Origin of the sequence: Paragemmobacter amnigenus, assembly GCF_009908265.2 — a bacterium.
Taxonomy (GTDB): Bacteria; Pseudomonadota; Alphaproteobacteria; order Rhodobacterales; family Rhodobacteraceae; genus Paragemmobacter; species Paragemmobacter amnigenus.
Genome location: NZ_JAAATX020000017.1, coordinates 41,277 through 61,143, shown reverse-complemented (window position 1 = coordinate 61,143; position 19,867 = coordinate 41,277). Strand labels below are relative to the sequence as shown.

The following is a 19,867-nucleotide window of genomic DNA, read 5'->3' as shown; positions in this document are numbered from 1 at the left end:
CGCATGTTGCGGACCGGCCCGGTCAGATCATTCCGACTTAATTGCCGTCCAGCGGCCGATCAGGTCGCCATGAGCGGCAACCCAGTCCGCAACAGCGTCTTCCATCGTCTTGCCTTCGTTCATCGCGCCATTGATCGCGGTGATGTCGGCGAGCGGCACGTAGATGCTGGCGAGTTGCTCTCGCACGGCAGGGTTGGCTTCAGAGAAGCCCTTGGTGCCAATGAAGTAATAGGATTGCGCAGCCGGGAACACGCCTTTCGGATCGGCCAGGAACTTCACGTCATACTTCTGCATCATCCACGACGGCTCCCAGATCGTCACAGCGATCGGTTCCTGGCGCGACATTGCGGCGTCCAGCGCGGCGGTCATGGCGGCGGTCGAGCCTTCGACCAGTTCCATGCCGGTAGCATAGGCCTCGTTCGCGGCGGCCGCGTCGCGCATCAGGCCCGAACCCGGCTCGATCCCGATGATCTTGCCCCCGAATTCGTCCTTGTGCGTGGCCAGCTCTTCCATCGAGTTGATGCCAACGTAAGACGGAACAGCAATCGCCTGATAGAGACCGTGCGACACCGGAGAGATCTTCTCCAGCTTGTCCATGTTCTTGGTCCAGTAGTCATGGGCGACATAATCGGTCTGCGACGCCATGATGTCGATGTCGCCGTTGGTCAGGGCTGCGAAGGCGATGCCCCATTCCGAGAATTCCTCGACCTCGACGGTATAGCCCTTCGATTCAAGCACCGTTTTGGTGATGCCGGCGATGGGCGTCAGGTCTTCCCAGCCCATCGTGCCGATGGTGATGGTCTTGTCATCTTGCGCCAACGCCGGAACGGCAAGGGTCGCGACGACGGCAGTGGTCGCAAGCGTCTTGAGAAGCGTGTTCATGTTGATCCTCCATGTGGGACGTGATGGGCCACCGTGCGCGCAGCCGGGCAGATGGCGCAGGTGCGCCACCCGCCGGATGTCCGGCGATCTTTGGTTGGGAGTGTGCGCCGCGCACGGCCTCCGGTTCGGTCAGGCCGCAGTCGGCGGGCGGCCCGTCAGGCGAGACCATTCGCGGCCTTCCTGTCCCATCCTATCCTGCATCAGCCCCACCTGCTGCAAACGAGAATTTTGCAGGGTTGTGCATTAGCTGAGATAATGCACCCGCGGCCTTTACTTGGGACCGATAATTTCAGGATTTCAATGAGTTAAGAAGATGATCAACGAACCGCGCCACGGCGGGGCGTTGCATCGAAGATTGGGGACAGCGCAGGAAATTCCCCCGCCCCGCCGTGATCGGCGCAGGATGGGCATAGACCAGCCGCCCCTCGCGGATCAGGCGGTCCACCATGTGCTGCCAGCCCAAGATGATCCCCTCGCCCGCCAACGCGGCCTCGATCAAAATCGAGACCTTGTTGGTCGAAAGACTTGACCCGCCTCGCTCCCACCGCGCGCCTTGCGCGCGGAACCATTCCTCCCAGCCCAGGGGTTGCCAGCCGATGGCATCGGCGCTCCAATGCCGTTCGTGAAGATGCAGAAGGTTCGCGCGGTTCAGGCTCTGGGCATCCTCAAACGGCCCGTGCTTCGCCAGAAAGGCAGGCGCACAGACCGGCTGCGCGGCTTCCGGGAACAGGAAATGCAGCTCCTCGCCTACCTCGCTGCGCTCATTCCCGCAGAGAAGCGCGATATCCACGCCGGAGTAATTTCGCAGCGTGTCGTCCTCGTCAGAAGCAAGGATCACGAACCCGACGGAAGGATGTTCGGCACGGAAAGACTCAATCAGCGGCTTCAGCCACCATGTCGCCATTCCATCGGTCGCCGAGACGGTCACAGTCTCGGGCAGACCATCTGGTTGCAACAGGCCCACGCCCGCGCTGATCGTGTCCAGCCCCGCCGCGACGGCAGCGAAGAGGTCGCTTCCCGCAGGCGTCAGCTCCAAAGCATTGTGCTTGCGGACGAACAGCGCGACATCCAGCGCCTTTTCCAGGAGCCTAATCTGCTGGCTCACGGCTCCTTGCGTGATGTTCAACTCTTTCGCCGCAAGCGTGAAGCTCAGGTGCTTCGCCGCCACCTCGAAGGTCGCCAGTGCGCCCAGTGACGGTAGATGCCTGCGGCGCACCGGTCTCATCTATTCGGCCCTCGCCTGCCATTCCTTCCAGCGAAGATAGGCGTTTGCGCCGATGGTGTCGAACGGATGCGGGGGCAAGCGCGAAGGTTCGGCTTCTTCCAGAAAAAAGCGGGTCACATCGCTGGTTTCGCCGAGGGCCAACGTTGCCGCCGCGATTCCCGTCAACGTGCCGCGCGTGGTTCCCAGGCCGTTCTGCACACAGGCCGAGTAAAGCCCCGGCTCCAACTCGCGCATCACTGAAACCCCGTTCTTCGACAGGCATAGGTGGCCGGACCATGCGGTTTCGAATTTCACGCCACGCAAGGTCGGGAAACGCGCATCGAATTTCTGCCGCATCTTCGCTGTCACGCGGGCCAGATCGGCCCCGCTCGTTTCCATGTTTGGGCGGTAATAGCCGCCCTGCCGGATAACGATCCGGTTGCCGCCCTGCGCAGTCGAGATGCGGCGCACGGTCGATCCCATCGGGTCCGATGGTGTCAGCCCCCAGACCTCCTGCCCGCCAAGGCCTTGTAGCAGGTCGGCGGGGATTTCCTCGGTCATGCAGGCATTCAGCATGATGTGCATCAGCTGCCCGCGCCGGAAGCCGAAGCTTTCCAGATGGCCGTTGTTAGCAAGGATCACCTTGGCCGTCCGCACCTGCCCCTTCGGCGTGAACAAGACCCAGCCACTGCCCTTGCTCTCAAAGCCCGTCACGGGCGAGGATTCGAATATCCGCACGCCTTCACCGACCAGCCCCGCCGCCAATCCGCGGATGTATCCCGCAGGCTGGATCAGTGCCGTTCCCGGCGTGTATAGGCCGCTCGCGTAATAGACCGATCCAGTCACCTCGCGCATGGTCTTGGCGTCGTAGATCTCGTGCGGCTCGCCGAGTGCCGCCAGATGCGCGGCATAGGTGCGGTTGGCCTGTTCACCCACCGCCGACGCAGCGCCGTTGATCTTGCCCCAACGTTGGAAATACCCGGCAGGCAGGGCGAAATCGCGCTGCACGGCTTCGGCGAAATCGATAGCCTGACGGTTCAGGCGGGTCAGCGTCTTGTCCCGCGCCTCCCCAGACCCGGCGTAGTCCGAACTGGTCAACTCATGGGGCAGGTCGATCATGAAGCCGGAATTACGGCCTGCCGAGCTTTCCGCGATCCGCCCCGCATCCAGCACCACGACCGACAGCGATGGATCGGACAGCCGCAGATGCCGCGCTGCCGACAGACCGGCGAAGCCCGCACCGACGATCGCGATGTCACATCTCGTATCGCCCTGCTGAATAGGCAGCGGCACAGCGGGCGGCAGGATGGAATTCCACCCTGCAGGCCCCGTATGCACGGGCAGGCGGCTTACCTTGCGCAAGGCCATGATGTCCCTCAGTCGATCGCGGTATCGGCGGTGTCCGTCAGGTCCAGCCAGATCGTTTTCAGCTGGGTGTATTGGTCATGCGCGTGGATCGAGTTGTCGCGCCCGCCAAATCCCGACTGCTTGTAGCCCCCGAAAGGCGTGGTGATGTCGCCCTCGCCAAAGCTGTTCACCGTCACTGTCCCCGCCCGCAGCGTCCGCGCCCCGCGCAAAGCCCGCTTTCCATTCGCAGTGAAGATCGACGCGGCAAGGCCGTAATCGGTGTCATTGGCCACCGCAATGGCCTCCTCGAAGCTGCCGACGGTGATCACCGTCAGGATCGGACCGAAGATTTCTTCCCGCGCCAGCGTGGCATCGTTCGAGGCAACCTCGACCACCGTGGGCTCGATGAAGCCTTCGGCGACGACCTTGCCACCCATCACGATCTTCTCACCGGCCGCCGCCTTCAGATAGCCCGCGACCTTGCCGAAATGCGCCTTGGACACCAGCGCACCTACGCGCACTTCTGGGTTCAGCGGATCGCCCACCACCCATTCGCGGGAATGTTCCTCAACCTTCTTCAAGAGCCGATCCTTGATGCCTGACTGCACGATCAGTCGCGATGCGGCAGAGCAATTCTGGCCCATGTTCCAGAACGCCCCGTTGACGACATGCGCCGCGACCGCATCCAGATCCTCGGCATCGTCCAGCACGATGCAGGGGTTCTTTCCGCCGAGTTCCAGGACGACTTCCTTCAGATTGCTGTCCGCCGAATAATTCAGGAAGCGCCGCCCAGTGACTGTCGATCCGGTGAACGAGACCATATCCACGTCCGGATGACGCCCCAGCGGTTCGCCCACATCCGCCCCGCTGCCCGTCACCACGTTCAGGACACCGCGCGGCAGGCCCGCCTCGGCCGCCAGTTCAGCCAGCCGCAGCGCGGTGAGCGAGGTTTCTGCCGCAGGCTTGACCACGACCGAACACCCCGCCGCCAATGCCGGGCCAATCTTCCACGCCAGCATCAGCAAGGGGAAGTTCCACGGCAGGACCAGCCCGACCACGCCGACAGGCTCACGAACGACCATTGCGATGTGGTCGGCAGAGGCGGGACTGACCTGATCGTAGATCTTGTCGATCAACTCGCCATGCCACTTGATCACGTGGATGGACTCCGGAATGTCCACGCTTTCGCAATCATAGATCGTCTTGCCGGAATCGAGGCTTTCCATGACCGCCAATTCGCGCGCGTTGCGTTCCATCAGCTTGGCCAGACGCACCAGAACGTCCTTCCGCGCCGCAGGATGCAGCCGCGACCAGCGCCCATCCTCGAAGGCCTCGCGTGCCTTGGCGACCGCGAAATCCACATCCGCAGCGCCACAGGCCGCGACCGTGCCCAGAACGACACCCGTGGCGGGGTTCACCGTCTCAAACGTCTTGCCAGAAATTGCCGGACGGTAGGCCCCGTCGATCCAGGCGTTCTGCGGCAGGTCCAGCGCGGCGGCGAGGGCCTTGTATTCTTCATGGGTCAGCAGGTCGGCCATGTTCAGTTCCCCTCGATGATCGCTTTGACAGTGGTCTTGAGCGTGCGGATGACCTGCTCAAGCTCGCGCTTCTCTTCCTTGCTCAGGCCCTTCAGCGGTGGGCGCATCGGGCCTGCCCGCACACCCGTCACCTCGACCCCGTGCTTGATGCACTGGATGAACTTGCCACCCTGTTCGAGCACTGCCATCAAGGGCAGCATCGCCGACATGATGCGGCGGCCTTTGGCGAAGTCACCCTTGACCGCGCAGGTCTCGTAAAGCGCGATGTGTTCTTCGGGCAGGAAGTTCGACCCTCCGCAGATCCAGCTCCGAGCACCCCAGGCGAAGAATTCCAGCGCCTGATCGTCCATTCCGCAGGACATCTGAATATGAGGGTAATCCCGCGCCAGCAGATGCACGCGGTTGATGTCGCCACTGCTTTCCTTGATGCCGATCACGTTCCGCGACCGACCAACACGGTCCAGAAACTCGCGGCCCATCTCGACGCTCATCCGGCCCGGATAGTTGTAGAGGATGATCGGCAGATCGGCTGCGCGATCAATGGCCAGCGCATTCAGCGCATTCTCCCGCTCCGTTGGCACTGAATAGGGCGGCGTGCCAAGCAGGATCGCATCCGCCCCCATCTCCCGCGCGCCGGTGGCAAGGGCGATGGAGTCCGGTGTCCGCATGGCACCCGTTCCGATGACGACCGGTATCCGGCCCTTCACCCGATCCACGATGAAACGCGCGATGGTCAGCCTCTCTTCGATTGTCTCGGCATAATTCTCGCCCGTCGATCCGCCAGAGATCAAACCATGGACACCCGCGCCCACAAGACGCTCGACCAGATCGGCAAGAGCATCGAAGTCGATTTCCCCATCGGAATGGAAGGGCGTGATGACGGGGGTATAGATGCCCTCGAGCTTGAAACGGACGCTCATCGGCGGCCCTCCTTTCGCGATCCAGCGGTGCCCTGTGCCGTGGGGAAATTCCCTCCGGACGGGTTTCTCACCAAGGGCTAGACCCGCAGCAGAAATCGCGCAAAGGAGAATGATCTGCGGCTGCACATCAGTAAAACTAATGCCGCAGAAAGGAGGCCGCATACGAACGCAAAGCATGCGAGCGCCAGGTATGGGCCGAACGCGGCGTTCCGCGCCTGTAATGGTGTTGCCGCTATGCACCCGATACGAACGTCTACAAAGGGGAGGTTACCGTTGCGGAGGATCAGTACTCGTCGACATGAGCTTCTGGACGGCGCCTGCAAAAGGCCCCAGAAACGGCCGTGTGTGTGTCTTCGCTAGCGAGCCCAAGCAAATGTCCGAGACAGATCGAGATTACTGGACCTTGGCCGAAGCTTCCGCGTGGGTCGTGTTTCGGGATACCTCGATTGTTGCTCTTTTCGGCCCACCTGATCCAGAGAGTTGGGCGGCCTACATGATGTATCCGTCGCATTGGACAGCGCCGCAGGTCGGTCAACAACTCGAGATTTTTACTGCTCTTGCGCAAGGCCGACTTACTGCGACAGGCCGGAGTGGAGCACCAAATGCCCGTCGAGAGAGTATCCCTGCAGAAGAATGGGCAGATTTAAAGCCTGACGTGCGCGGGCCCTATCGAAGGCTGCCTGACTGCACTAAGGCAGAGCCTTGGCTGGATATTCTCGTGCGCCGCGCTGATGTCGAACGTCTGTGGCGTCGCCAAAGTGAGGTCGAAGGACGAACCAAGTTTCAGAGGGGCTGGTTTCTGGACCAGTACCGACTGCTAAAGGACAATCAGCCGTCTCTGTCAGAGAACGAGCTTATAGGTGAGTTGCAGGAGCAGTTCCAAGATGAGACCAAACGTGAGCCGCCGTCGCGGACGACTATACAGCGCTATCTAAAGGGCCTTTAACGACTGGCCCGCATCCGGCCCATTGTGTGTAGGCCAAAGGCGGGCTGACGGGCCGGCTCGTGGTCAAGCATGTCCTCTATAGGTCAGCAGAGGACGTGTCAGGTGCGCAGGGCTTCCCCCAAGCAGGAGATCAGAACGAGTGCAGCGCAGGGTGACCTGCGCGCGCTGGTCCGCCTGCTCGCGGTGCAAGCGGCACGTGAGTTTGTCGCCTCTGGCCTGACGGAACAGCCAGGAGAGGTCCATGTCCAAAGCAGCCGAACGCCCCCAGACGAGCCCCGAGCGGCTCATGACGATTCCTGACGCGGCGGAATGCGTGCGCGTTTCGACGAAGACGATCCGGCGGTGGATTTCGGGGGGCGAGTTGCCCGCCGCGAAGCTCGGATTTCAGTGGCGGATCCGCCCGCAGGACCTCACGCGCTTCGTGCGCGACCGGCTGGAAGGATGACCAGCCGATGGCCAGATTGTCCAATGATGGCAATGGGTTGCGTTCCCGTCGGGACAACGGTGCGCTGCAATCACTGCCCGATTATTGTGTTACGCTGTCCCGAAGCAGTCACCCTGACCAGCCCTGTCCACCCGATGCAACTGATGTCCAATTTGGAGCCCACCTGATGACAGCAGCATCTAAACCATCGCTGGAATTGAGCCCATTCATCAAGGCGGATGCGATGATGATGGACAAGGTTCTCGACCAACTCGAAGCGGTCAATGTCACGCCTACCCAACGACGAGACTTGAAGTCCGCCGTTCAGTCGCTGTGCCGTCTAATCGGGCAGGATCCGAGCGGCGTCCCGGCCAACATCAACTGGGTGCACGTGCGCTTTCGCCGGGTACATCCTGCGCAGGCTGGACTGTCGGAGAAGCGGTTAAAGAACATCCGCGCTGGTGTCATTAAGGCTTTGGAGCTTTGTGGTGCATCTCGGGCCCGGTCCGATTGGCTTAGCCCGCCGTCGCCCGCTTGGGCGGATATTCTCGCTCGGTTACCAGACAGACATGACGTATGGAAGCTGACACAACTGGCACAGTACTGCAGCGCGCTGAACGTTTCGCCGGATCAAGTCCGCGACGAGCATGCAAGAGCACTTAGGGACGCCATCGCCAACGAGACCTTTACCGACAGGCCGGATGCCAAAGTAAGCGCAACCGTTGCGACCTGGAACAGGCTCTGCCGTACCAGGGCTGATTGGCCACAACGGCCGCTGGGGTTTCCGTACAGACGAGATCGATGGACCTTCCCGATCGAAGCTTTTCCGGCCTCTTTCCAAGCGGACGTTGCTCGTTGGATCGACCGGCTGGCCCAACCGGACCCACTGACTGGCGAAGGTCCAGCTAAGCCACTTCGGCCGGCGACACTAAAGCACCAGCGCTTCAACATCCAACAGGTGGCTTCGGCGATCGTGCGGAGCGGAACTCCAATCGAAGAGATAACCGAGCTCGCCTGCCTTGTGGATTTGACGAAGCTGAAGGCAGGTCTGCGTTTCTACATGAGCCGCTTCGGCGGCAAACCAACCGAGAGTACGCATAAGCTCGCAACCTGCGTGAAGACCATCGCGCGATATGGCGTGAAGGTCGATGCGGCGCATCTTGAAGAGATTCGATCGCTTTGCACTCGTCTGGCCAATGGGACGACCGTGGTCCGCGCTAAGAACCAGGAACGTCTCGAACAACTTGACGACGACCGCAACCTCGCAAACCTGCTCCAACTGCCAAGTCGTCTGGTTCAATTGGCAGCGAACAAGGCTCTCCGCCCACAACGGCGCGCGCTCCTGTTGCAGGCGGCGCTTGCCATCGAGATCCTACTGCATGCTCCGATGCGCATTGGGAACCTGAGCCGTCTCAGCTTCGAACGCCATGTGCGGCGTACCGAGGTGAAGGGACAGTCTTGTTTGTTGCTGTCCATCCCCGGCGAGGAGGTCAAGAACAACAGGAGCCTTTCATATGAGCTTACGGGCGAGACTCTGCGCCTGTACGACCTGTACATGAGGGACTATCGGCCTTGGCTGATCGAAAGCCCTTCGGAGTATGTCTTTCCCAACCGATCGGGTGGCCCCAAGTTCGCAGCCAATCTGTCCGCTCTTATCAAGGAGATGATCTACGAGCACACGGGGCTAGTCGTACACGCGCATCTGTTCCGGAGCATCGCCGGCAAAATCCACTGCATGATTCACCCTGGCGACTTCGTGACCTTGGGCCACGCGATCGGAGACACACTGCAAACCGCGATGAAGTCCTATGCGCAGTTTGAACAAAAGAATGCGGTCCGTCACTATCAAGCCTCAGTCGCAGCGGCGCGCGACCGCCTCAAGGACCGTGCGGGCAAGCATGGCTGACAAACTCCACCCATTCGAGGATCCAGCACGACGTTGCCTTCCACTCCATCTTTGGCCATCCGAGGATAGAGCTGCGTGGGAGGCAGCCCTGTCGCCTGGAGATGTGTTGGATGGCACCGTCGGACCAGGCTTTCATTGGCGGGATGAGACGCGTTCGAAGTACCGTAAGGGTTATGGCCGGTGGCTAACCTTCCTCGCCCGAAGTGGCAGGCTGCGAGCCACGGTCGATGATCCTACGGACCGCATCGATCCCGACGCGATCCGGCCCTATATCGAGGAGCTGCAATCGCAGGAGGTTGGCAGCTGGACGCTTTGGGGTCGCCTTGCAGAGCTGCTGGCCGTTGCTCAGGCCATGGCGCCTGGCAAAGATTTCAAGTGGCTGCAACGTGCTGTGCGATACCAAGAGCGGCAAGTGGTCGACCGGCGCCACAAGCTGAGCCGGTTGCAGCCGGCACATCATTTGCTCGACTGGGCTTTGAACCGCATGCGCGACATTATCGAGAACCCGCCCAAAAGGGATGCGCCAGGCGCTTATCGGGATGCCCTCATGATTGGCATCCTCGCTTGCTGCCCAGTGCGGCTGTCCAACCTGACCATGATCCAACTCGATCGGCATTTGGTTAGGCAAGGTACGGTGTACTTCTTGCGCTTCGCCGCCATGGAGATGAAGACCGGGCACCCCTTCTCAGCGCCCGTATCGGCCGGCCTCACCCCCTACATCGAGCATTACACCAGTATTGTTCGCTCTGATCTTTTGGTTGGCCGAAGCAGCTCACGACTTTGGATTACGCGCTATGGTGAACCGATGAACGCAAAGGCGATGCACTTGGCGATCACAAGGACAACCGAGCGCGCCTTTGGACGCTCGATCAATCCGCACCTGTTCCGCGATTGTGCAGCCACATTTGTCGCTCTTGAAGATCCCGAGCACATTGGGATCGTGTCGCCCCTACTCGGCCACGTTGATCCGCGGACATCTGAGTCCCACTACATCCAAGCTAACCAAATAGTCGCCGGCCGCCGGTTGCGCACATCCGTAGCTCAAGCCCGCAAGATACTTCGCCATAAGACAGATGGGAGACCCGCATGACCCGTGCTGCGATCTACGCTCGTTATTCATCGGACCTTCAGTCGGCCGCGTCGATCGATGACCAGGTGCGCCTCTGCCGGGAGCGTGCGACAGCGCTCGGACACGAGGTGGTGGAGGTCTTCAGCGACTATGCGATCAGCGCCAGCAGCCTGCGCACGCGGCCCGGGATGCTCGCGCTGATGGACGCTGCCCGCGCGGGCAGCTTCGATGTGGTGATCGCCGAGGCGCTCGACCGGATAAGCCGGGACCAGGAAGACGTGGCCGCCATCTACAAGCGGCTCACCCACGCAGAAGTCAAACTGATCACTCTGGCCGAAGGCGAGATCAACGAGCTTCACGTCGGGCTTAAAGGCACGATGAACGCTCTCTTCCTGAAGGACCTTGCCGAGAAGACACGTCGGGGCCAACGGGGTCGGGTCGAAGCCGGTCGCATCCCCGGGGGCAATAGCTACGGCTACCGCATGGTTCGGCGCATCGGCACTGACGGCGACCTCGTCAGAGGTGAACGGGAACTCGATCCCAATGAAGCCAAGGTTATTCGCCAGATCTTCGACGATTACGTCGCAGGCCAAACGCCGCGCGCCATTGCCGCCAGCTTGAACCAGCAAGGCATCCCGAGCCCCCGCGGCGGCCTGTGGAACGCCTCCACGATCAACGGCAGCCGGCAGCGCCAGAACGGCATCCTGAACAACGCGCTCTACCTTGGCCGCATCACCTATAACCGCCAGCGCTTCGTCAAAGACCCGGATACCGCAAAACGAGTCTCACGGCCCAACCCTGAACATCTCTGGATCACCAAGGAGGTGCCAGAGCTCCGCATCATCGACGACGCGACCTGGGATGCTGCCCAAGCGCTTCGCGCCCGCTATTCCTCCCGCGCCGGGAACAAGCGCCAGACGAAGAAGCGCCTCTTGTCCGGCCTCGTGCGCTGCGCCGGCTGCGGAGGGGCCATGACGATCATCAACCGCGAACGGTATTCCTGCTCGGCGAGGCGCGAGCGCGGCACCTGCTCTTGTCCCGTCAGCATCAGCGCGGCCGAGCTTGAGACGCGCATTCTCACCGCCTTGGAGCAGATCCTCCTTGGCCGCGACGATCTGATCGCCGAGTTCGCGGCAAGCTTCCGGGCGGAAGTGGAACGGCAGCGTCGCAGCAGAACAGACAACCGCCCTGTCCTGCAAAAGGAGTTGGAGAAAGTCTCGCGCAGCATCGAGCGCGCGCTGGCCTTCATCCTCGAGGGCGACGGCGATCCGGGGAGCGTGCGCCATAAGCTCAAAGAGCTCGAGGCGCGCAAACGCGATCTGGAGCGCCAGCTCAGCATGGCGAGCCCAACCCCAACTCTAGAGATCCACCCGAACCTCGGCGAGCTCTATCGCCGCAAAGTGCAAGAGATGAACCGTCTGCTCCTTGATGAAGCGACCCGCTTGCAGGCGATGGAGATCATCCGCAGCCTCGTGCAGCGTATTGAGGTCGCGGCAGGAGCGAAGCGGGGACCGGCCAGCGTGACGCTTTATGGCGCGCTGGCATCGGTGCTGGAATTTGCACTGGGGGCTACGAATGCAAAAGCCACCGCGAACGGTGGCTTGTGTAGGGTTTTGATGGTTGCGGGGGCAGGATTTGAACCTGCGGCCTTCAGGTTATGAGCCGAAACCCCCTCGATTCCAATAGCTTATAAAAATCAGCGGCTTAGCCGACAACTCTTTGATTTCCCGAATTTTCCTCCCCAACATTGGGCCACTCTAACGGGAAGCGGACCACAGGCAATTGTTTTTAAACCACTTCCGACTGTTGATGTGGCGTTGATGTAGAAGACAGAAGTACAAGCGACACCATCACAGTTGGCCGAAGCGGGTCAGTCGCTGGCTAAGGATTTCAAGTTTTGCGTTGTGCGCAATTGGCCTCTTGAAAACACGTTTCTCGAGAGCATCTGCCACCTTACTGATAGGAATGTATGCCAAGCTTAAACCAGACTGCTGCTGCGCCGTCTTCATTTCCACAAAATCATATGGGAAATTTTTACAGTGCTGACTGAAACCGGAAAACTGCGCAACCTCCTGCGTGAAGCGCAAGCCATCCGGTGCTAGCTTTGATCTCCGAGAGTGATACATATCCAGATAAAGAATAAACCACTGGCTTCCGTCGAAAGTAACCGCTTCAAATACATCGACCATCTGTATCGACCCAAGGCGATGGAACATCAAGCGCTTCCCTGGTCCCGCCTCGAGTCGAGAAAGGTAGGCGATCTCGCCAATTGGACCATTGACAGGAACAGGGTTCGTCTCAACAAAACCAAAAGCACCTACGCCATCTGGTTTACGATCGTATGCAGGCGAAGATTTCAAGACATCTCGGATAGCAGGGTTTACCAACTCAAGCTGGAAATCTTCGTCGTCAATAATTTTTTGGATCTTTCCAAACGCCTCTCTTAGCACGGCATCAGGTTTGTTTTGTGACCCCGATCCGAAGATTTTCGACAGAAACTTCATTTAGTCCTCCGCGCCATGAGTGCTACGCAATTAGATCGCTTAATCTGCTTCCAGCCTTCTTGAATTTCATCCGAATTATTTGCTCCAAAAGATGTGTGTTCGCTACATCGATGTATGAGAGACCCACGTACACTTTCTTGTCGTCTTTATCGCCAACGAAAAAGGAACCATCCGCATTCCAAATCTGCACCTGAGACCAAGTCCGAATCACAGGCTCATTCGCACCAAGAAATCTATGGCGCTCTAACTGAATTTTATCGTCAAAGACGGTGGCACGACCAAAACTCAAGCTGCGACCAGCTTTCAGCGTTTGAAGCATTTCGGAGATGAGCCTGACCCCAACGGCCCGCCAAAGCTTATCAACAAAAGTTTGGTAGGTCTCTTTCCGTTTAATGTGGACAACGGCCTCTGAGTTCCTATCGCCAAACGCCACGGTAAAGTTCGTGCCGGTAGGAATTCCATTAACTGAGTGGCTCACCCCACCCCATCGAACACGAGTGATCGCGTCAAGAGGATAGTTCTTCCCTTTCCAGGAAACGCCTGCCGACGAGATCTTAAGCGTCTCCTTGAATACTGCACCAACATCTACTTCATAACGGATATCACGTTCCCATTGTGCATGGTCCGCCTCGGCTTGAGCCTTTTGCAAAGCAAGGTTCGACAGTGCTTCTGCATCGCGCTCAAGATGCTCTGCAAACTCCGGCAATTCAGCGAAAAGCTCCTGTGACAGTTCAGTCAATCTTTTTGACTGCTCAAGCAATCCATTGTCGTTGAAAAGATCGATCGCCAGATCTCGGAGGACACGAGCCGTTTCGAAGCTCGCGGCATGGGTTGTACCTCGAGCCTTTGCGCTAAGCTGGATCGGCTGCGCAATCTTGTCCCAATTTCTTGCGACTGCAATCAACTCATCGATGTTTGAATTTACTGTACTCTCGCCTCTCCCAGCGACAGCTCTAACCTTTCCGACCAAAGCGTTAATGTTCTCGAGCTCTGATTGAAGAACCACTCGAGTCTCGGTTTCATAGCTATCGACCAAGTCGTCAACAAGACTTGGGGCGCTCTCTTCACCACTGTATGTTGTGGTATCAACCAATTCAGTCATCAAATTCACCAGTCTTGCTGGTGGGAATTTATCAAGACAATCCTTGATAGCTTCACGATAGCACTTGCGGCGCTCACCGAGAGCACTTTCGATATGCTCTATGCTCTGGATGATCGGAAAGCCCGACACTTGTCTATCTTCATTGATGTCACGCAGCACCTCGTCCGCATCAAGCTCATCAACCAAAAATGCGAAATCAACGATGAACTCAGTTAAATCTGAGTCATCATGATCAACAGATACCGCGCTCAAAGCTGAGGACCAAAGGTTGGCTTTAGCAAGAGTCGGGAGGTTTGTTTCATCACGTACAGCGAGCGCATCACTTGAAAGAAGCCGCAAACATTCCGTTGCTCTGCGCGGCGAAACGCCGGGAAGCCAAGCAATCTCTGTTAGAAGGCGCGTTCGTGTATTAGTGAGCTCCGACCTAGCCCTTTGGCATTCGTCGTGATCCAACTCCAGCGACTTGTTCTCAGCTAACTCGACTATAGCCCGTCGGTCATCTCGAATAGTTGCACCAAGTACAGCAAACGGCGAACGATGAAGCGCCGACGACTGAAGCCTGTAAACGTGTCGTTGGTGCTGAATGGTTGGGGCTGCAGCGTTTACCCGCTTGGGCTCTTGGTGAGACGCCGCACCCAGGGGGCTGGAACTTGCAGCCCTTCGCTCAGCCAATAGCTCTCGCAATTGGGGGTCCGAAAGGGCTTCCGCCGCCGCTGCTAGGACCGCACCAGGAACCGCGGGGCGGCCTGAGTTTCGAATAGCTGTCGAGTACTTTTCAAGTTCAGATGCATTCGACAGTGGCTCAGAGAGCGCCAAAGACAGCGTCACCTCTTGATTATCTCGAGGCATTGCTTGGCAAGAAGGACAGTTAAGAAGCGCTCCATGCTTTTGAGAGCCACATTTGAAACACACTGCCTTAGCCATTCCAGCACCTCGCTCCCATCAGAACCTACTTCTTCCCTCAGCCAAAATTGTGCTTCTGAATGCCTCAACAGCTCTGCGAGCGCGCTCGAGGTCGCCGCTCCGATACCTAAAACTGCCGCACCGGCTGTTGTAGTCAGAAATCATCACATTAAAACGATCCACATCCGCACCACTGTAGTTGTTCAGCGAAGACCTGGCTCCATCAAGCCGAATGTCCTCTGCTAAACAGTAATGCAACTGGGTCATCGACAGCACGTTATTGTCACCAATTGGCGGGCGAACCTCTGCTGGCCTCGTTGGAATCGCGGTGGTCGTTGATGAACCAGAGGGGCGAGTCTGTGTTCCGGATGAGCCCGGGTTCTCGTTGAGCCACCAAACCACGCCGCCAAAACATACTGCGGCGAGGAGCCATTTTTTCGTAGCGGATGAATTAGGAGCTGCCTCTCTAGGTCGTACAGGCTCAGAGGTCTGCCGCAGAGGAATAGGATGAGGTCTGGACTGGGAAGCAGGTTCGGACCCTGCGCCACCAGAGGCAGCCACAGGCTCGCTCGACTTTGCTGGTGACTTTTCTCTTTCTGCCTGACCGGCGTCAATCTTTGAGACTAATGATCCAAGACCCGCAAAGCCCTTGGGCGTCTCATTCTGATTCTCAGACCCACTCATATTTAAGAACCCTCAGATGAAGCCGATCTTGTGCTTTCTCTTACCGCCTTCTCGGTCCCTAGCCGGAACTACACGTAGAGCAGACATGAGCATCGCATGGTCGATTAGAGGAAGCGCCTCACGCGCCGTAAGTCGAGCCGCCTCACGTACCACAAAGGATACATCGGAAAGCGGGCGCCCTGACAGCTCGTCCGCAAGCAGTTCGACGTTAACATCGTCAGCCGTTGGCAACGACTTCAGCAAGTTCTTGAGAAGAGACGTTATTTCTTCCGCGTTTGCAAAATCGACTTCGATTATGTGGTCGAAACGACCGCGCCTTTGAATCGCTGGGTCAATCAAATCGATTCTGTTAGTCATTGCGATGATCAAAACATTGTTCTCAATGGCTTCAGGAATGCGTCGTAAAAACTCTGCAACCTCCTCAACCCGATGGTGACCTGACCCCATATCTCGATCGGCAAGGAAGGCCTCCATCTCGTCGATCACCAGAACCGAAGGTGACTTTTCTATCGCAGCAGTGAATACCTGAGCGACCTTCTTGCTCGTCTCATGAATATATGGGCTAGCAACGCTAGATGCATCGATCTCGAAGCTTGGCCAGCCCAGAAAATCGATCAGCTTATGAACAGCAAAGGTCTTTCCGCACCCGGGAGGCCCATGCAAAATCATAGCCGACGGAAAGTCGATCCCTACAGCGCGATACCGTTCCTGATTTCTCACAATATCAATGACATGCTCATTGAAAAAAGCCGCCAATTGTGGCCGGCCTGGCAGCTCAAATGTGTCCAGGCGCGCGCGCGTGACATCGCTCGAGATGGCGGCCTCCGAAGCAACAACCTCGTTGGTCGTCAGTTCAATATCAGAAGGAGATGTGCCTGGCAGCACTTCTGATGGCGCAATCCCTGCGTACGCCAAAACCTGTCGGATCTCACGCTCGTTAAGCCAAGCCATAGCCTGATCCATACGCCGAACGGCTGAAGCAGAGATGTGAACTCCTCCAGTCAGCCAACGCCCGAGAACATCCTCATCCGACGCGCGCTCTGAGACCGTGTAAGTCGGCAACAGCCTGCTTATCCTTTCAAAGTATATGGCGTCTTGAAAGCCGAATTGGCTACCAAGTTGGCGTGTCTCCTTCAATGCTACCGCAAAAGCTGCCGCGACGGATTTGGACTTCACGACCTTTCCGTCTTGGACAGAACATAGAGTTCGATCCCAACTGCTCAGCGCATACCAAATCTCGTGGCTCGTGTTCTCAAGCTCGAAGAAAATACCATCCTCAACAAGTCCATCATCTTGCCATTTCGAGAGCAGGTCACGCTTCACAAGCAAACATCGATCCTTGCTCTTGAGCCTGATTATCTGCCAGTTGGCACCAGCCAACTCAAGCGACTGCGAACTGTCACCCTGCCCGACACGAAATCCGAACGGCAGCCAAGGATCCATCCCCATGGGTCTATCCCAGCACAATGTTAGTCGTAGCGATTAAGTCATCCTCAGAACCCGATCCGAGCCGAACAGAGTCCATCCGAGCCACTACGTTTCTCAGCCTCTCAATATCATCGCTCTTGAGTGCCGCCTCCCCCTCAGCGACGAGTTGTTTGTGTTCGAGTTGGTCAGGAAATTGGTGATAGTCTTCGCTAAGCCATCTAAAACGATCAATAACAAAGCCATCTTGACGCCAAAGGATTGCCATAAAGCGTCCACGCATGTCGTCGAGCAGGCTTTCAAAATCGTTTGAATTGTTATCGATCGCGCGCTGTGCAGTTCTTGCCAAATTTTCAAAGCTTTGCAGCTCTGTAGCACGTGCCACTGGACGAGCAATCGAGTCAAATATTGAAACTATTTTTCCGAGGTCAAGTTGTCTAATTTGTTTCTTATTGCTGCTTCGGGCGAGCGCAAGCAGGCGCTTTGCTTCTTGCACATCATCCATCGCCTGCTTTGCACTCTCGGGATCAGAGTGATCTGGGTTTATTGTGGCAGCTCGCTCGAGCCGGCTGCGAGCTTGGTCAAGTCGTTCATCGTGGACCGTGGCCGATATTTCGTCAACACGATTGAGAGCCTGTTCAGTTTGCTCCATGATATGCTTGGCTTGGGTGGAATAATCGACTTTGCCTTCTTGGCTCGAGTAGAAGTTTCTTTTGTTCTCAAAGGAGGCGCCGATTGACGGAACTTCTACCTCAAGGCGGACGGCTCCGGAATCGAGTATTTCATAATCGCAAATCAACTCTGCCCCAGCAGCGATTACCCCCTCGTCGAAATCGGAACCTTTAATCTCGAACATACCCACAAATCGATTATCGTTGATCGGATCCTGTATATCGCCTTCCCAGATTTTGAACTTGATCGAACCAGCGCTGCCCGAACGCAGTGACTCTTCTGCTTTGAACTTCAATCTTCCTGCTTTTGGCAGCTGATCCCCTTCGCGTACCAAATAGGCCAGAACGGGCCTTCCGCCCATTTTCTCCCGTACTTCTACTCCAATAGAGTGTGACGCAGGTATGGCATCAATGCTCGCCGCCGTACGAGTGATGATTATCTTGCTATCCTCAAGCACAAGGGGAGCACCATTGGAGTCGAACAGGAATACCTTAAACAGATTCTCCCCCGGCTTGCTCAGCAAGAGATCCACCGTGGTTCCGTCAGAAAGCGCCAACCTTCCTGAAGACCACCCAGTATCCAGGCTGTCGACTTGAAACTCAACACCAGCGGGTGCGGGACCGCCCAATTTCGCAATGATCCTTGTCCGAGACTCTGGTGTTCTGGCGATATAATTGAAGGCCAAATCAAGTTGCGTTCCGGCCTTTAGAGCTCCCTTGGCGGTCTTTCGGCCTCGTCCCTTTGATGCCCAATCAATTGATTCCGCAAAGACCGCCGCACCCTCAGCGACTGCAGTCATTGGATTTACTTCTGTCGAAGCGGAAATCCCAAGCTCAAAGGACACCTTATCACGAAGCGGCTTATATTGAGCGGGGCCCCCGACGAAGACAATGCGCTCAACATCATGTGGACTGAGACCAGCCTTCTCCAAAGCTTCCCTAGTTGCTTCTATTGACTCGTCAACTTTGGACGAAATGAGACTATCGTATTGCCCACGCTTTATCGAAATGTCGATGTAGACTTCGGCACCGGAGGCGTCACGCACACCCAGCTCCGTCTCCGGAAGACTTATGGTAACATCGTCGCGTTGCGACAGCTCGATCTTCGCCTTCTCCGCAGCCCATGTAGCCATGCGCAATAATGGGCGATAGTTTGGATTGGACGATAGATCCTCCGGTAGGTCAAAATTTTCAAATAGCCATGGCTTGACCAGGTTATCAAAGAGCATACGATCAAAGTCGCGTCCGCCACACATAGCAATGCCACCGTGGGCCAACAAATTTACCCGTCCAGCGATGCTCTCTGCGATAGCAACATCCAGCGTCCCGCCACCAATGTCATAGACAAGGAAGATACCGTCCGATTTTCTTTGTTGCATTACACTCATCACAGCAGCGACGGGTTCTTGCATGAGTGCAACTCGACCAATGCCGGCAGCATCAGCGGCAGACATGGTGGCGTCTTTCTGCATCTGGTTAAATGCAGCTGGGACTGTAATTACAGTTCCAGTTTCACCGCTCGACCGGATGTCTTCCGGCAAATATCCAAACAGAACACGCAGTATCTCAGCCGAGCATTCTTCAGGTGTCAGCACGAGATCAACTGCGGGCAGTTTTACTGGTGTGCTTGTACCCATTAAGCGCTTAAATAATATTGCCGCATTGTCTGGGTTTCTTGCGGCATTATTATATGCACGCGAGCCAACGTACTTATTGCCTCGACGATCGATGAAAATTGCGGATGGCGTCACATCCTGCTGCTCTGGGCTCTTATAGAGACGAACCGACTCGCCATCATACGAACAAATGGCACTGTTTGTCGTTCCTAGATCAATTCCAATATACTTCATTTTTCCACCCGCATCAGCATCACAGTGCCGGATCGACACAGTCCATTCGCATCCATTATGATGGGCTCGACCATCTGCTCTACCATCAACACGTCTTGAGGAGCAAAGTCCTCCAAGTTCAATGCTGTAGCTGCCATGCCAGGGTCATAAACCTGACCTTCGACATTGACCAATTTTAACCCTACGTCCTCGAGGCTCTCTGAGATCTTTTTCTGAAAGTATCGTTGCTGGCTTAGATACCGTGAGCTTTCACCGGCATCCAATTTTGAAATAAGGCGCGAAAATAATCTTGAAAAACGCCACCCTTCGACCGCCGCATCTATTAGTGCGGATCTATACTTTTCGACACTCTCTTCGCCTGCGGACATTCGGACCTCGACTGCTTTGTGCAACTAGTCAGATTCGGACTGACTGTAGCTATATGACATCTTTGTACCTCCTTGCATCCCTGAAGCCTATGTTGGCCTCAGGATCTCAGGATTTTTCCGTGTT

14 protein-coding genes are annotated in these 19,867 nt (G+C 57.2%); 4 read left to right on the top strand and 10 right to left on the bottom strand.

Going from position 1 to position 19,867, the window contains the following annotated elements; genetic code table 11:
* Positions 1 to 27: 27 nt before the first annotated feature.
* The 5 genes from GU927_RS19550 to GU927_RS19530 all read right to left on the bottom strand — a co-directional run bounded on the left by GU927_RS19550 (position 28) and on the right by GU927_RS19530 (position 5,891).
* On the bottom strand, positions 28 to 882 hold the full coding sequence (locus tag GU927_RS19550; protein WP_161764089.1) for a glycine betaine ABC transporter substrate-binding protein: 855 nt from the start codon (positions 880 to 882) through the stop codon (positions 28 to 30).
* Between the two features lie 289 nt (positions 883 to 1,171).
* Positions 1,172 to 2,107, bottom strand: coding sequence for a LysR substrate-binding domain-containing protein (locus GU927_RS19545; protein WP_161764088.1), 936 nt, complete (start codon positions 2,105 to 2,107; stop codon positions 1,172 to 1,174).
* Entirely contained in the window at positions 2,108 to 3,454 is a 1,347-nt protein-coding gene (locus GU927_RS19540; RefSeq protein ID WP_161764087.1) for an NAD(P)/FAD-dependent oxidoreductase, read from the bottom strand.
* An 8-nt stretch (positions 3,455 to 3,462) separates the two neighbouring features.
* Positions 3,463 to 4,971 (bottom strand): aldehyde dehydrogenase, encoded by a 1,509-nt coding sequence (locus tag GU927_RS19535; protein WP_161764086.1) that lies wholly within the window; start codon positions 4,969 to 4,971, stop codon positions 3,463 to 3,465.
* 2 nt (positions 4,972 to 4,973) lie between these two features.
* Complete coding sequence (locus GU927_RS19530) at positions 4,974 to 5,891, bottom strand: dihydrodipicolinate synthase family protein (protein WP_161764085.1); 918 nt, start codon at positions 5,889 to 5,891, stop codon at positions 4,974 to 4,976.
* 1,187 nt (positions 5,892 to 7,078) lie between these two features.
* Between GU927_RS19530 and GU927_RS19525 the strand changes: the two genes are divergently transcribed.
* The 4 genes from GU927_RS19525 (at position 7,079) to GU927_RS19510 (ending at position 11,897) form a co-directional block, all read left to right on the top strand.
* Complete coding sequence (locus GU927_RS19525) at positions 7,079 to 7,282, top strand: helix-turn-helix domain-containing protein (protein ID WP_161764084.1); 204 nt, start codon at positions 7,079 to 7,081, stop codon at positions 7,280 to 7,282.
* Positions 7,283 to 7,289: 7 nt separating this feature from the next.
* The gene (locus GU927_RS19520; protein WP_217765734.1) at positions 7,290 to 9,167 is read left to right on the top strand and encodes a tyrosine-type recombinase/integrase; all 1,878 of its coding nucleotides are present in this window, start codon (positions 7,290 to 7,292) and stop codon (positions 9,165 to 9,167) included.
* Between the two features lie 106 nt (positions 9,168 to 9,273).
* Complete coding sequence (locus tag GU927_RS19515; RefSeq protein WP_161764082.1) at positions 9,274 to 10,257, top strand: site-specific integrase; 984 nt, start codon at positions 9,274 to 9,276, stop codon at positions 10,255 to 10,257.
* Positions 10,254 to 11,897 (top strand): recombinase family protein, encoded by a 1,644-nt coding sequence (locus GU927_RS19510; protein WP_161764081.1) that lies wholly within the window; start codon positions 10,254 to 10,256, stop codon positions 11,895 to 11,897. The genes GU927_RS19515 and GU927_RS19510 overlap by 4 nt, the downstream gene beginning before the upstream one ends.
* 189 nt (positions 11,898 to 12,086) lie before the next feature.
* Here the strand turns inward: GU927_RS19510 and GU927_RS19505 are convergent, their stop codons facing one another.
* The 5 genes from GU927_RS19505 to GU927_RS19485 form a co-directional block, all read right to left on the bottom strand.
* Complete coding sequence (locus GU927_RS19505; RefSeq protein ID WP_161764080.1) at positions 12,087 to 12,740, bottom strand: hypothetical protein; 654 nt, start codon at positions 12,738 to 12,740, stop codon at positions 12,087 to 12,089.
* A gap of 22 nt (positions 12,741 to 12,762) precedes the next feature.
* The gene (locus GU927_RS19500) at positions 12,763 to 14,766 is read right to left on the bottom strand and encodes a hypothetical protein (protein WP_217765733.1); all 2,004 of its coding nucleotides are present in this window, start codon (positions 14,764 to 14,766) and stop codon (positions 12,763 to 12,765) included.
* Between the two features lie 675 nt (positions 14,767 to 15,441).
* Positions 15,442 to 16,878 (bottom strand): ATP-binding protein, encoded by a 1,437-nt coding sequence (locus tag GU927_RS19495; RefSeq protein WP_161764079.1) that lies wholly within the window; start codon positions 16,876 to 16,878, stop codon positions 15,442 to 15,444.
* A 4-nt stretch (positions 16,879 to 16,882) separates the two neighbouring features.
* Positions 16,883 to 19,375 carry an Hsp70 family protein gene (locus GU927_RS19490; protein WP_161764078.1) on the bottom strand — a complete coding sequence of 831 codons (2,493 nt, stop codon included), beginning with the start codon at positions 19,373 to 19,375 and terminating at the stop codon, positions 16,883 to 16,885.
* The gene (locus GU927_RS19485) at positions 19,372 to 19,743 is read right to left on the bottom strand and encodes a hypothetical protein (RefSeq protein ID WP_161764077.1); all 372 of its coding nucleotides are present in this window, start codon (positions 19,741 to 19,743) and stop codon (positions 19,372 to 19,374) included. Before GU927_RS19485 ends, GU927_RS19490 begins: the two co-directional genes overlap by 4 nt.
* Between the last annotated feature and the right edge of the window lie 124 nt (positions 19,744 to 19,867).

Bases quoted from the DNA above. Each gene is read 5' to 3' on its own strand.
- GU927_RS19485 (WP_161764077.1), bottom strand. From the start codon at position 19,743: ATGTCCGCAGGCGAAGAGAGTGTCGAAAAGTATAGATCCGCACTAATA.
- GU927_RS19510 (WP_161764081.1), top strand. From the start codon at position 10,254: ATGACCCGTGCTGCGATCTACGCTCGTTATTCATCGGACCTTCAGTCG.
- GU927_RS19490 (WP_161764078.1), bottom strand. From the start codon at position 19,375: ATGAAGTATATTGGAATTGATCTAGGAACGACAAACAGTGCCATTTGT.
- GU927_RS19525 (WP_161764084.1), top strand. From the start codon at position 7,079: ATGTCCAAAGCAGCCGAACGCCCCCAGACGAGCCCCGAGCGGCTCATG.
- GU927_RS19540 (WP_161764087.1), bottom strand. From the start codon at position 3,454: ATGGCCTTGCGCAAGGTAAGCCGCCTGCCCGTGCATACGGGGCCTGCA.
- GU927_RS19505 (WP_161764080.1), bottom strand. From the start codon at position 12,740: ATGAAGTTTCTGTCGAAAATCTTCGGATCGGGGTCACAAAACAAACCT.
- GU927_RS19500 (WP_217765733.1), bottom strand. From the start codon at position 14,766: ATGGCTAAGGCAGTGTGTTTCAAATGTGGCTCTCAAAAGCATGGAGCG.
- GU927_RS19550 (WP_161764089.1), bottom strand. From the start codon at position 882: ATGAACACGCTTCTCAAGACGCTTGCGACCACTGCCGTCGTCGCGACC.
- GU927_RS19545 (WP_161764088.1), bottom strand. From the start codon at position 2,107: ATGAGACCGGTGCGCCGCAGGCATCTACCGTCACTGGGCGCACTGGCG.
- GU927_RS19535 (WP_161764086.1), bottom strand. From the start codon at position 4,971: ATGGCCGACCTGCTGACCCATGAAGAATACAAGGCCCTCGCCGCCGCG.
- GU927_RS19530 (WP_161764085.1), bottom strand. From the start codon at position 5,891: ATGAGCGTCCGTTTCAAGCTCGAGGGCATCTATACCCCCGTCATCACG.
- GU927_RS19495 (WP_161764079.1), bottom strand. From the start codon at position 16,878: ATGGGGATGGATCCTTGGCTGCCGTTCGGATTTCGTGTCGGGCAGGGT.
- GU927_RS19520 (WP_217765734.1), top strand. From the start codon at position 7,290: ATGGCCAGATTGTCCAATGATGGCAATGGGTTGCGTTCCCGTCGGGAC.